The 13,816-nt window shown below is 54.7% G+C and carries 5 protein-coding genes; 1 reads left to right on the top strand and 4 read right to left on the bottom strand.

Annotated features, from left to right (window positions below):
- Positions 1-9 precede the first annotated feature (9 nt).
- Positions 10-7,155 carry a SpvB/TcaC N-terminal domain-containing protein gene (locus FKG94_RS08640; protein WP_179957558.1) on the bottom strand — a complete coding sequence of 2,382 codons (7,146 nt, stop codon included), beginning with the start codon at positions 7,153-7,155 and terminating at the stop codon, positions 10-12.
- Between the two features lie 1,067 nt (positions 7,156-8,222).
- Between FKG94_RS08640 and FKG94_RS08635 the strand changes: the two genes are divergently transcribed.
- Positions 8,223-8,774 (top strand): hypothetical protein, encoded by a 552-nt coding sequence (locus FKG94_RS08635; RefSeq protein WP_142903826.1) that lies wholly within the window; start codon positions 8,223-8,225, stop codon positions 8,772-8,774.
- Positions 8,775-9,044: 270 nt separating this feature from the next.
- Here the strand turns inward: FKG94_RS08635 and FKG94_RS08630 are convergent, their stop codons facing one another.
- From FKG94_RS08630 to FKG94_RS08620, 3 genes are all read right to left on the bottom strand, one after another.
- The gene (locus tag FKG94_RS08630; RefSeq protein WP_142903825.1) at positions 9,045-11,621 is read right to left on the bottom strand and encodes a serine/threonine-protein kinase; all 2,577 of its coding nucleotides are present in this window, start codon (positions 11,619-11,621) and stop codon (positions 9,045-9,047) included.
- 18 nt (positions 11,622-11,639) lie between these two features.
- Positions 11,640-12,605 (bottom strand): FHA domain-containing protein, encoded by a 966-nt coding sequence (locus FKG94_RS08625; protein WP_142903824.1) that lies wholly within the window; start codon positions 12,603-12,605, stop codon positions 11,640-11,642.
- Between the two features lie 392 nt (positions 12,606-12,997).
- On the bottom strand, positions 12,998-13,747 hold the full coding sequence (locus tag FKG94_RS08620) for a cytochrome b/b6 domain-containing protein (protein WP_142903823.1): 750 nt from the start codon (positions 13,745-13,747) through the stop codon (positions 12,998-13,000).
- Positions 13,748-13,816: the final 69 nt, after the last annotated feature.

Here is a 13,816-nt window from a genome sequence, read left to right as displayed (position 1 = left end):
ACTGGGGTCTCAGGGGTTGCGCAAGTGGCCGTTGCCGTAGTCCCTGCGCACAGTGCCAGTTATTCCCGCCATCACCGTATCGGTAATTTCCGTAATGCGTTGCTCGCTCAGGTTTGGCCATCTCAGGTGACCGATCTCATGGGCGATGATACGCACCGGCGACATCGTTTTGACGGACGCCGGATTGGTGCCGTAGTCAACGAAAACCGGCGCGTGCCCCGGATTTATATCAAGGTCCATATAACGCGTGACCGTTTTAGCGTAACAACCACTATCGCAGCCATCATTCAGATTGATCGCCAACCCCATTTGCTCGGCACCCAAAATATAGCGCTTATACTCGGCACCACGGATACCGCCTTTGTTAAACACCAACTCCAGGCTGGCGACCACCGTCAGGTACTCGTCTTCTGTAATCGGTAAAAACTCACCGTTTTGTTTACGGAATATCACCACCTTGCTGTCGTAGGCAAACCGCATGTTGCCGCTCACGATATCGCTATACGGTGAAGGCTGTGTCTGCTGTAGGTGCGCCAGATGATTGAACGTGTGGACAAAAGCCGCCATTTTCATCCCCTCGGCGAAATTTCCCCGAAATGCCGCAGCGGTCATACCGCCCTGCACAGCAGCCACCGCAATGTGGGCCGCGCGCTCACTCCAGTGCATCGAGGAGCGCATTTCCAGCCCTCCGAGGCTGGAAAAGAAACTCATACCCGCCGTGCGCCCGGCCTCGCCGATGCTCTGGCCTTTGAACAGGGCCATGACACCACCCTTGGCGCCGTGCACCAGGGCGCGGGAATCGCCGGACATATTTTTCAGTCCGCCGATTCTGTTGGTCGCCAGACCCGAGGCGCCGCCGACCACCGCCGACATAAACACACCGCTCCAGTTGCCGTAAGCTGCAGCCCCCTCGATAGCGCCGGAGATAGCACCCATAATCGCCGCCGCCGTCGCCCCGCCGTCAGGAAATATCAACCCCGTGGCGATAGTCAGAGTCATTTGAATCAGCGAGGCGGCAGTGGGGTTTTTGCGCAACCAGGCGCCGAATTTCTTCGCGAAATAGCCACTGGGGTCAGTGTAACTCAGTGGGTTGTTCAGCACGTAGCTGTAGCGGTTGAAGTTTTGCGGATCATCGGTAGCGCCGATATAGGGGTCGGCCTGCAGGAAGCGCCCTAACTGCGGATCGTAAATCCGCCCGTTCATATGGACGACATTGTAACCGTCTACATGTTCGTGGCCACTAAAGCCCCGCGGGGTAAAATCGCGCATAAAGGCACTGAACGCGTTTAATTCGAGGGGTGTAAAAGCCGTCCAGTCTGCAGCGTCGCGCCTTTGCCCAAACGCATCGAAACTCAGTGAATGCACCACCCGGCCGTTGTTATCGATAATCTTGTCGAGTGAGCCGAGGTGATCTTTCAGCAGATACTCGGTTTTGGTGGAAATGATTTCACCGGTATCTTTATTCTGCTCGATAACTTCTATTGCCGTGTCGCCGATATAGCGGCGATGTACAATCACCGGGGAATAGGTCTGCGTGGTAGTTTCAACGTTGCCGATATAATAAGTCAGCACGGCGCCGACACTATTGCGCTCATCGCGGCGCGAGTAGCGCTCGCCTTTGGTGTCGTAGCGGAAATCAGTGCGGGCCCCCGGTTTACTGACCGTGTGAAGTTTATCGAAAGTGTTGTAGTCAAAGAGCCGCTGCGTGCGCGGGCCGATATGTTCCCCGGTCAGATTACCGTTGGCGTCGTAACTCAGCTTGCGTACCTGGGTGCCGTTGTCGACTTCACACACCGCGTGGGGGCCGGCGGCGACGGCACAGTCGTCACCGTAGCGGTAGCTGCCGACATCGGACTTGTTAAGCAAGTTGCCCAGGTCGTCGTAGACATAGCTTTCTACCCCGCGCTCGGATCTCAGCGTGGTGAGCCGATTGAGCACGTCGTAGGAAAAGTTCTCCTCCAGCGGCCGGCTGCCACTGCTGTCGCGTCGCAGGGTGACATTACCGAGCACATCATAGTCAAAGTGCAGGTCCTGCAGTCTGCTGACGCCCAGGGCACCGGTACTGATGATATCGGTAAGACGTCCCATCGCCGGATCGTAGCGGCGCTCGGTTCGGACACCGTTACCGTGCAAGCTCGAGGTGACCTGTCCGCGCGCATCGACCGCCAATGTCTGGTAATACGCATCACCGGTCAGTTCGTGGGTGATGGCGCTGAGATAGCCGTAGGTATTGTAGCGATTGCGCAGCACCGACACCGGGCCGGCGATATCATACTGTTGAAATACCCGGCTAAACTCGTCGTAGGTGGTGCGCTGGGTGTAAACAGAGCGATTGGCGATACGGGTTTTGCGGGTCGAGATCCGACTCTGTCCGTCGTAGCTCCACTCGCGGCTGAAGGCACCGATCAGCTCCTCCTCCCGATGAATCTTGTCGATACCGTTGGCGGCGGTGTCGAACGTCCAACGCCGGTCATAGTCAGTGCCGCCGTTCGCCCTGAGACCGACCTGGCGGACCAAGCGCCCCAATTCATCGTAGTAGTTGCGCTGGACCTGCCCCTTGGCATCGGTTTGTTCGATCAGTTCACCCAGAGCATTGTATCGATACTGCCAGGTGCCCTTGTCGGCGTCGGCGGTACGAATTTTGCGGCTCAGCCGATCGTAGGCAATACTGGTGACAGTGCGCTGCGCACCCACCATCGTCGCCGTCAGGTTACCGAAGACATCGTATTCATAAAGAATGTCCGTCTGCGCAGGACTGCCCAGGGCATCGGCAACGGATATCAGCTCACCCAGCGCATTGCTGCGCTTGACCGTAGTCTGGTTTTTCGCATTGGTGGTGGTGACAGTAAAGCCGTCATAAGCCATGGTGGTACGGGTACCGTCCGGCATCGTCAGCTCAGTGTTGCGACCCATAAAGTCGTAACGGGATATCGATTCAAATACCAGGTCACCATCAAAATAAGGTTCGGTAATCACTGTCGGCTGTGAGCGATTGTCGTAAGTATAGTCCACGTGAGACCAGCGGCCGTCGAAGCTTTGGGTCGACTCTCGCACCGTGCGCCGCAGCGCATCGTAAAACGTCCGCGTAGTGGCCGTGCCACCACCGCGCGTTTCAATGTAATTGCTGGCAGCGGCCGGACATTCCTGCCGCCAGGCTTCACAGTAGCGTTGCAGCAGGTGCTGGTGGGTGCCCAGTGTCGTGGCGGTGAAGTACAGTCGGCCAAAGCGATCGTAGGCATTGTCCGTCACCACGCCATTGGCGGATCGCTCGCTCAGTATCCCAAACGGGCCGCGCATCACGATCTCACTGGTGATGTGGCCCTTGGCATCAATAGTTGCCGCTCTATAACGGCCATAGTTATCGTAAGTTACTTGATCACTGCGATTGATAAACAGGGGGTTATTGTAATCCTGTGTCAAGTCTTGACCACAGTCGGTTACTTCTGTGGAGCAAACTGTCGTTGCGATCACATTGCCGTAGACATCGTACTGGTAAGCTTTGCTCAACTGCTCCTCGACCTTGCCCTCAGGTTCAATGACTTCTTTGGTAAGCGAGCCGCTGTCGCTGTCGTAAAAAAATTCGGAAACCCGGGTTTGAGCCGGCTGTCCGGTTCGCGAGTGGCTCACTTCGGAGCGTTGCAACTGCCCGAGCCGCCAGCGCTCCAGATCGTCGGCGTAGTAGGTGTGCTCAGCCCGTTTCTCCGCTGTCGTAGTATTGACATGATCTTCGATGATCTGCCGGTGCAGGCTGGGCCGTTCACCATAGCGGTTGTAACTGTACACATTGCTGGTGGTGGATAACAGTTGTTCCGTGTAAGGCTCGAAAAGCGATTCACGGCTGCGGCTTATGCGCATCTGCACGATAGGCGGCGTCTGACAGGCATTGACATAGGGGTATTGCCACTGCGTCTCCCCCCGGTTGAGCAGCCTGGCCGTAACCGGCACCTCGACCGGCATAACCGCAGGCGCCGTCGACAGTCGGTAAAGTTCCGTGCGCTCAGCCAGCCCGGTGTAGGGGAAGTGTTGGCCGTACTGGGTATACGAGAGGATATTGGATTGGTGATCCAGACTGAGCCGTTCCCGATAACCCAATACGCCCCGGCCCCGGGTGTTAACTTTTAAATTACGATAGTGATAGGAAACACGCGCCGGTTCGCTGCTGTCAGAGGCGCCCGGACTGCTGACAGCGGCCACCACCGTCAGGGCTCCCGTCACCTGGTCGCGAACCCGAAACCGCTCCTGCCTATCACACAGGTGGGAGTCGGCCTGGCTGCTGACTACCGGCGAGTAAACCGCGCCGTTGCTGAGCGGCTGATAATCTACCGCGTAGTAGTTATCGAGACCGGTATCAACACGAGTGATCAGTTCGTGGACCAAAGGCACAGGTGACAGCTCCGGGCGGTAGACCAGCAACCTGTTACCGGTTCTCGGCTGGGGGCCGATGGCAATCGCACCGGGTCGGCCGTTGCCCTTGGCATTGATAAAAAAGCCGCGCCGCTGGGTGTCATGGGAGGACAGGTGCAGCGCACTCAGGCCGGTATCGTAAACCTCGTCGCTGAAATAGCCGCGTCCATCCCATAATTTTACATGAATCCGGGTGTTGTTGATTCCCTCACCACCGAAGGCAATATCGGTAAAACCATCGCCGTTGTAATCGATAAACTGTACTTTCGCGTAGTCACTCCCAATACCGTCAATCGGGACCGGCTCCAGGAAAAGCTTGCCGGTATTGATGCGCAGCAGCCATTGCCCCTCATGCCTGTAAACCAAATCGCTCAGACCATCACTGTTTAGGTCAACCGGAAAAATGTCCTCTCGCTCCACCGTGGCCGGTATCACCTCTTCCGGCACCGGTCGAATAGCACTAAGACGACCCTTGCGCTCTCTCAGCACGACATCGTTATTACCGCCGCTGGAGTCAAAGACCGCCCAGTATTTTCTCTCCCGGGTGTTGTCGTAGCGCCGGGTGACCAATCCCAGCCAATCGGCGATACCGTCGCCGTTGTAGTCACTGACACCGGTAATATGGTCGGCCTGCACGCTGGAGCGGGCGTTGGAGACAGGTACATATTCGTACCGCACAACAGGGTGGACCAATTGACCGATGCGAAATACACCGGTGCTGTCATCGTGACCGTAGAGAATATCCGAGCGCCCGTCACCGGTGACGTCAACCAGAGTGGTGTTTTCAAGAATGTCGTAGGCCCTGTTCGGATCGCCGGATGAATCAATGGTAAAGCTGAGATTCCCGGCTATCTCCAGAGACTGGCTTTCCGCATCCCAACTACTGTAGAAATAGCGCCACTTGTGATGGAAGTATAGGGGTCCGCTGCTTGTGTCGTTGTACATAAAGGCGATATCACACCGGCCGTCGCCATCGAAATCGGCGATGCGCAGGCTGTCGTTGGCCAGGCGGATATCGTCACTGTCGAAATGGCTTAAAGAGGTCGTGCCGGCGCCAAGCTGCAACTCTTGGAAACCATTGCCGGTCGAGAGATAGACCGCAAACCGACCCGGCCACTTGATGGTAACCAGATCATCCCTGCCATCGAGGTTGAAGTCACAGGCCTGCACTTCATCCCAGTGAAAACCCACTTGCTGGCCGCTCCCGTATTCCGGCGCATCGCTCAATGCCCATTGGAAAACCGTGGGCGCCAGGCAATTGGTTCTATACTCGTCGACACACACCTCCACCTGAGTTAACCGGTGCCGGGAACTGCTCAGGCTGTTGTCGTTTGCGTAGGTCAAATGGTAGGCCCGCAGCAGTTGGTTAAACTGGTGGTCGATAATGTCGATTCGCTCCAGCAGATGACTCATTGCATATTTGGAACCGGCGCTGTAGCGCACACTGGTATCGCTGCGGCTATGCTGGTAGATAAAGGCAACCTCTACCAACCGCTGCTGCCCCAATGACGGATTGCCACCGTAACTGATGCCCGATAACAGCAACTCACCGCGGCCGCTGTAGTTGGTATATTGGTAGTCGATGGTATTGCCTCGGGTATCGGCACTGCGGTTAAGTGCCCAGTTGGTAATGGCGGGCAGTAGCGAGCCGCTACTGTTGGCATTCAGGCGCGAGTCCCGCGTTTCGCCATACCACTGCACAGTGCCGTCCTGGCGCCAGGCTTGGAAGTACTGGGGGCCGTTACCGGTATCGCCGTAGGAGACTATCTTGGTATAACTGTCTATCTCAGTGCGATACTCAGCACCGTCGGCGCCATAGGCACCGGCGTACAGGCGCAACCGCTGGCCATCCAGGCAAAAGCGATCGCTCTCGGTCATCGTCAGCGGCAGATTGCGGCCGTCCTGGGCGCTGGTTTGCCGGCAGCGGGTAATCATTGAGGTGGCCTGCAACGACCAGCCGACACCCATCACGCCGTTGCCGGCCTGGCTGTTGTACGCCAGGCTCACCGACGGTTTAACGCCGGCGACACCCTGTGGCAGGGTGATGGGAATCGTGTAGGCCATGGCCCCGGCGGCAGTGACCTGCAGCTCGCCCTCGAGCTTGCCCACGGCCTCGGAGTCCTGGTCAATCAGGGGAATGGGTTCAATATGGGGCGCCGGCGGGTCCACCGGCTCGGTTCTCGGCTCCGCTATCGATACACTGACGGTACCGCTGTAGGGGCTGCATCCAACCTCATCGTGGCAGGCCCGCACTTTGAAAATATATTCACCACTCTGATGGTTTGCGCCATAGCGCACTTGTTGCGTGTCATATTCAATATTCCTGGTCGTCCAAACGCCATCGGGCAACTCGCGTTTAGCCAGTTCATAGTAGTGAACGATGCCGTTGGATGGATTCCAACTCACCACGAAGCTGGTTTTACCATCGGTGGCACTGGGTGCGGTGAGTCCAGCCGGTGTAGTGGGCACGTTAACGACCGCGACCGAAGCCGTTGCCGGATCACTACACCCCCGGTAATTGCACGCCTTGACACTGAAGGTATGGTAACCGTCGGGCAGTGGAGTCGGATTGCCGACCGTAAAGCGCTGCTGCGGCCCACTATACAGGGGCTGCCAGGGTTCCTGGTAAAAGCGCCCCTCCAATTCATAGCGCGATGCGGAGGCGGAAGCACCCCAGGTTATTTCAAACGTCCCCGGCGCTATAAACGGCAGATCAAATTGGGGCGGGGCGGGCACGGATTGCAAACTCACCGACAAATCACTGGTATTAACACCAGCATCGTCACTCTGAGCAACTTGTGCTGAAGTCACTGATATCGCTGCAAGAGCCAGAATAAAGGTGAAAATCCGATTTGCGTTCGCAATCGACAGTAACAAGCGTGAACCACCCATAAGTACAACTCCCTCGTTGTTATGGCGTACCTAAACAAAGTTAAGCTTGAGAAAAATGGCAATTTTTGACAACAGAGTAACTACTCGACCTTTGAAGCCGAAAACCAAATTATGAAAGTGCTTACACTCTAAGGAACTAGTTTTTTCTATTTACCGAAACAGCTTTTTATCGACATAGTTTGCTGTCAAGTACTGCGGTGAAACCTCTTTGCGAAAATTTATTACTGACAACCATAGCGATCCTGTTGAGAGTTTTTTGTATTGACTTACATCGATCACCTGACTGCTGCAAGATAAATCATTGCGAATTTTATCGTCAAGCTAATCTCTTTTTATTTTACAATTCGTTACAACAATACCGCGCCGCCCTCTATCTCGCACCGCAAACGCCGATTTGGATTTATCAAAACCCGCTACTGTAGAGGGACATTTAAATGCAGCCTATGTCGATACTGCGCAGCTTGGGCAAGTGTCACGGTCAAACACTCGCTATTGTGACAGCCCTGTAACAAGGCTCAGGTGCATTGCGCCTGAAGACTGGAAAATAGGCTATTCGAATTGGTCTGCCAGAGGCGTTATCTCAGGACTTTTTGGGTAAAATACCCTCTGGATGTCTGAGGTGGGCCGGTATGGAGACATTCGATACAACACAACGCCAATATCGGCCAGCCTTTGTAGCACTCTGGGCCATACATTGAGCCTGCCCACCAGTAAAATAGTGAAGCCAGCCAGACAACCGTTTGTTTGATAGGGAATATAGTCTCTGACAGCGATAAGAAAGCAGAGAAATTTACGCGACACAATATAAAAAATGACGCCAAGGATCTGTTGGCACAGCCTGACGATCAGAAAGCACTGTGCAAGCAAAGGGTCCGGCTGGCCTCGCCCCCACCACCAAGCGCTATTGATAAACCAGGAGAAAGACCATGAAAAGCTGCGACGATGCCTCGACGATTTGTGTCCCAAGGGGCAATGGTGCCATAGCATACTTTGAGCTGACGCCAAAACTGCCTGAAGACGGCAAGCATCAAAAATGGCAATTGGATATCATCAGGTGTAAGTGCAAAGCTCAGCACGGCGAAAAATGTGATTGCGAGCACCACGGTGAGTCAATTGACAGTCTGGACATTCAATTCTGTTCCACATCAAGCAGTTATCAGTGTCAGTATGAGCGCTGTGTCCTGGTCGTCTATATCAGTGAAAGTGCGCATCGGGACTGGAGTTTCGCACTGGGCGGCATTCAGCTCGACGACGACCCCAACAGCGACGACAAAAACCTGTACGGTGTACAAACCATAATGGCGGCGAATAAACGAAGTATGACAGCGATTGTGCAAAGCCCGGGGCCGGAACGACTCTCCGCAAGTTTCAGCTTTGTCGCTCAACATATCGACCCCCAAACCCGGAGGGTAAAAATCTATGCCTCCAGCGATCCGGCTATTGGTGTTGGAAGGGGGCGAGATGTCATCCAGGATTGACCGGGCTTCCTTAGGCGCAGACTATGCTTGAGTCTGACAAATAGCACACTGGCGCCGGCGAGACCTCGCTCGTCAGTAGGGTTTCCTCACCCCGATATGGCTCTTGCCTTGTTGAGTCTCGACAACGGGTGTAGAGGAAACCTTTTTATCGTCTGCCGCCGGCGGTACTGTTGTAAGCGAAATATCGTGGCGATAGGTATGAAAAGCATCGGTTTGCCAGGTGCCCGCACTGACGCCGGCGTTCTTTGCTCAGCGTAACGGGTAGCCAATTCATGGTTTCCTGGGACAGTGATCCCGATAACCCAGCCGCAGAAATATATCGCCGTAAGCCGGCAGCAAACACAGCGAATCAAACCAGGAAAAACTAAACCACACCGGGCCGACACCGCGGCCCACCGCGTTTTCCACCTGCACCAGCGCCGAGGACAGTTCTCCGGCCAGGGTATAAACCAGCGCCGCATTGTAAGCCACCTCGGCATTGTCCGGCGCCAGTCGCTGTGAGAGTTCCACAGCTTTTATCGCCCGCACAAAGTCTCCCATTTGGGCGTAGGACAAAGCACGATTTCGAACCTGGGCCCACTGGCTGTCGTCGGCACTAAGCGCAATAACCTGGCTGTAATAAGCGTTAGCGCTTTCGTAATTGGCCAGCAGCTTTTCTGTATCAGCCAGGTTAAGCAGCCAGTTTGAGTGGTTTGGCGACAACGCCACTGCTTTCAGGAACGCCTCCCGGGCAGCGCCATATTGCTTTTGCAGCAAATAGGCCAGGCCAAGGTTGTTGAGATTGATACTTGAGGGGTTCGTTTCAGCCAACTGGCTGTACGCCGATACAGCCGCCTGGAGGTCGCCGCTCGATAGCGCCAGGGTCGCACGTAATTGCCGGCCATGGTAGTCATCCGGGGACAATACAAACAATTTGTCCAGACTGTTTTTTGCATCGGCCACATGCCCCATGGACCAGTAATTTAAAGCGAGGTTGTAGTAAAGGCTTCGCGTCTGCCTGATCGCCAGTGCTTTTTGATAAAAAGGTATCGCCTCTTCATATTGACCGCGGTGATAGTATAGATAGGCAGTCAAACCAAATAACACGCCGTCGTCCGCCTCCAGCTCCCGCATTTTGTCGATAGACGCAAGCGCCTGGTCGTAGCGCCCTTGCGCCAAATTCAGTGCGAACCACTGCCGGTATACGCCAACGCTCTCAGGCAGCAGTGCCTGTTGCGTTAAAAGCACTTTTCTCAACTTTTCCAAATAAGCGCTGTTGTAGCTGTCTTCATACAGGTCTAAGGCCAAAAGTGAATACAAACGATAAAGGGGCGGAAACCTTGGAGCCCTGACCAACAGCGCCTGCAGCTCTTCGAAGATTTTCAGTTTGTCACCACCGTCGATCTCAAAGGCTTGGTAGAGAGACAAATAATGCAAGTAATCTGCCTCCTCAATATACTCCGCTACCGGCGCCGCCCTGGGTTTGTCAGCAAACAAACCTCGCAATTGCCGTTGAGCCGTATTGGCTATTTCGAGATAAGAGTCCGTTAACACCGGAACTCGCTTTTGATCAAAAACACTCCATCGCTCTCCCTGCAAGCGGCTGACGGTTAGCACGCATTTTCGCTCAGCACAGTCTACATGCGAAGTCACCACCACATCCGCGCCGAGTGCTTGGGCGAGTTTTGCCGGAGTGTCACTGCCGGCGCGAATTTTCTCTCTCGAAATCAACTCCAACCCCTGAATGCGAATAGCCTCTTGTTCCAGTGAATCGTATACCACACCCTGGATCAGCTTAAGCTGCCCTGACGACGGCTCTCTATCATCGTTCAGGCCTGGCGGAAGCACAGCCACATAGGTCGAAACCGATGGCGTTGGTAAAAATCCGTTTAATACAACCAGTAATGCAGCGAGAGCAAAAAAAGCAACAGCGACTCTCGACAAACTGCTGTGCTGTTTAGCAAAGTCGAGACATGTTTTTTTGCTGACCTCGATATCGGCAGGCAATAAGCGATGGGTACTGCGGGTGTCACACGACTCGGCCTGCAACTCCGTCGTTATTTGCCGCGCGACAACGGCGGCGCTGGCGGGACGATGGCCGGGCTCTTTCTCCAGCAGCGAAGCAATGAGGTCAGATAGCCGCTCGGATAGCTGGGGATTGACCTGCACCGGCGCAAGCGGCTTATCATGCAGTATCCGCTGCGCGGTCAGCAGATGGTTAGACGACTGCGCGAAAGGATGAACGCCACAAAGCACTGAGTAAGCCACTGTTCCCAAGGCGAATAAATCGCTGCGCTTATCGAGGCTGTCACCTCGAATCTGCTCGGGCGACATGGCGCTGTAGCTGCCACAGATAACACCCGCTTGACTATGTTGAGTCTCAGAGGGACCACTGAGCTTTGCTATCCCAAAATCGGTGAGTTTTGCCGTGCCATCTCGAGCAACAAGGATATTTTCAACTTTTAAATCCCTATGGATAATCCCGGCCCGATGCACAGCATCGAGCCCCCTGGCCATATCGGCCACCCAGCCAAGCCGCTGCGACAATGGAGGATTCTGTTCTTTTAGATGAATACGCAGGTCGGCCCCGGCGATATATTCCATCACCAGGGCAAATTGGTCGCCGCAGTCGATCAAACTGTAAAGTTGAACGATATTGGGGTGGCTGAGCCTGGCCAGCAGCCGGCCCTCCCGCAGCAGCCGCTTGCGTTGTGCTTGCGCTAACGCGGCATGCCTGACAAATTTTATCGCGACGTGCCGCTGCAGTCGGATATCCCTGGCGAGATAAACAATACCCATACCGCCCTGGCCCAGGGGCTTGAGAATCTCATATTCATTGAGCTGAGCGCAGCTTGCTACACAGGACATGATGCTTACTGATACTTTTTAAACCAGCAACGGTAATTCGCAGGCTTTTTTACTGCCGTGGTGAATAACAAAGCTGGAACTGCCAAAGCGAACATATCCCCTCCTTCGCTCAATAGGGGTAACATCATCGGGTATGTGTAGCTCCGCAAATTGCTTGCGCGCGCGAAAGATCAACATATTAATATGCGCCGCGTCTATCCCGAGTTCCCTCGAAAGTCGCTCACAGTCCACCCAACCCTGGCTTTTGTCACCGATATCGCTCGCCGCATCCTCGGCCCGACAGCGCGCCAGATGCAACAAGAGGTAGTGATGGATACGCTCGCCGAGATCGACAAGCTCGCGCCCGGTTTGCAGGCGCAAATGCGTGCTCTCTTCATCCAGACTCAAGTCGAATAAAAACTTCCAGTCACAGCGCCCTTCTTCCCGCGCGACCTCCTCGGTCTCTTTACTCGTCCCAACCAGGAACAGCCGCCAGTGTGACCCTGAAAAACAAATAATATCGCCGTGTTCCAAACTCCGGCTTTCATAGAACTCGCCTTCATTCGTATTGGCGTCGAGTATCCACTGGGCTCGGCGAGAACAGAAATACAAGGCCGTTTCGGGGTTTTCGCTCGCGGGCAGCAATTGATAGTTTTGCAGGGGAATGGCTTGCGCTGACGGGTCGAGCGGCACCAGTTGGTCCCGCGGCGCCGAGAGGTCTTCGATCACCCAGCCCGATAAACCGGGCTCGGCAAAGTAAATGACCTGACCGGTTTTTACGTCATGGTTGCGGCCGTTTTCAAGGCTTTCTTGATCCAACCAGGTTCCGTTGCGACCCAGATGCCTCAACTGCCAGCACTCACCATTCCACTCCATGGCGGCATGAATTTTGGATACATCCGGTCGATTGACACAGGTGTCCACCGCATCACTGCGCCGACCGAAAGTATGGTGGGTGCGTAAATGAACGATAATATCCTTATCGGTCTGCCTGAGATAAGCCATTCTTCCCTCCGAAAGTGCCCACTATTATCGAGCAACACAGAACAGGATAGCAACCGGCACTAGGTCACTGAAACACCATGAAAAGATGTTATTGATTATATTTGCGCCATTTATTGAAAATTCATGTCACTTATTTTTCAAACCACTTAGCAGAAACTACCATTTTGGCGATTTTTTTTATAACAATATATGCAGAGAATAGGATTTGATCGATAGACCCCGTTGCGGGGCCGCAACCACTTACACCAGAGTCGGTGCCGTTAAGCCGCAGGTTTTCTTGCTAATGATTTTATCTAAAGCACTACTATTTGACGACGTAGATTCAGGGGTGCAGACAGCCGGACCGCCAGCACAGTAGCATCGACACCCTTCACGCCGAAAGGGGTTGGGTCTCACCCATCAAGCGGCGGTTTTGTCAAGGTTTTGCGGCCGGAAAACAACGCCGATACCAGGTTACTGCGCTCTCGGACTTCGGCCGTCACCACGCCGGTGATATGCAAAACAATCAATACCATCAGGGTGTAAAAACAGTATAAATGCACGGTAACCACCGGCTTCCTGTAGCGGCGCATTTCCTCATAGGCAAGCGGGTCGACAAACGCCTTGGAGCCCGGCCGCAGTCCGGCGAGGTTTTCCGCCTCGCCCCCGGTTACCCAGGTGGCGATAAAGGACCCAAACGGCGGCTTATATAAATCGGTTCCGGCCAGCACCAGGCCGGTCAGCCCCTGCACCAACAGCAGCAACAACAGCATTCCCACCATTAGTCGCCCGAGCGGGTTGTGCCCCAGGTAAGCCGGGGGCTCACCGCGGCGCAACCCTTTGATATAGTCCGCCAACGCTTTGCCGTAGCCCCGCCCTCCCGGCAAAATCGCCCGCCAGCGGGCATATCGGCCGCCGACAAAGGCCCAGGTAAAACGCCAGAGCAGGTTGAGGAAAAACACATAGCCGGTGTAGGTGTGCAGCTCCTTCAAGAGTATCTTGCCGCCACCGCTCACGCCCAGTATTTCGGTATTGAGTATGAGTGTGCCCAGGATCGCCAGCAAGAGGACGCAAATCACATTGATCCAGTGGAACCAGCGGATGTTTCGATCCCAGACTGCATAGGTTTTGACAACTTCACCGGTAATCGCTTTATCTGCCATGGTGCCAGTACTCCCCCTTCACCGCTTTCACTTCCTAGCGACATTCACCTTGTCCGTGCAGGCGGCAAC

The organism is Exilibacterium tricleocarpae (genome assembly GCF_007004655.1).
In the GTDB taxonomy this organism is placed as follows: Bacteria; Pseudomonadota; Gammaproteobacteria; order Pseudomonadales; family Cellvibrionaceae; genus Exilibacterium; species Exilibacterium tricleocarpae.
Note: the sequence above shows the minus strand (reverse complement) of the source record. Positions and strands in the feature narration are given on the sequence as shown.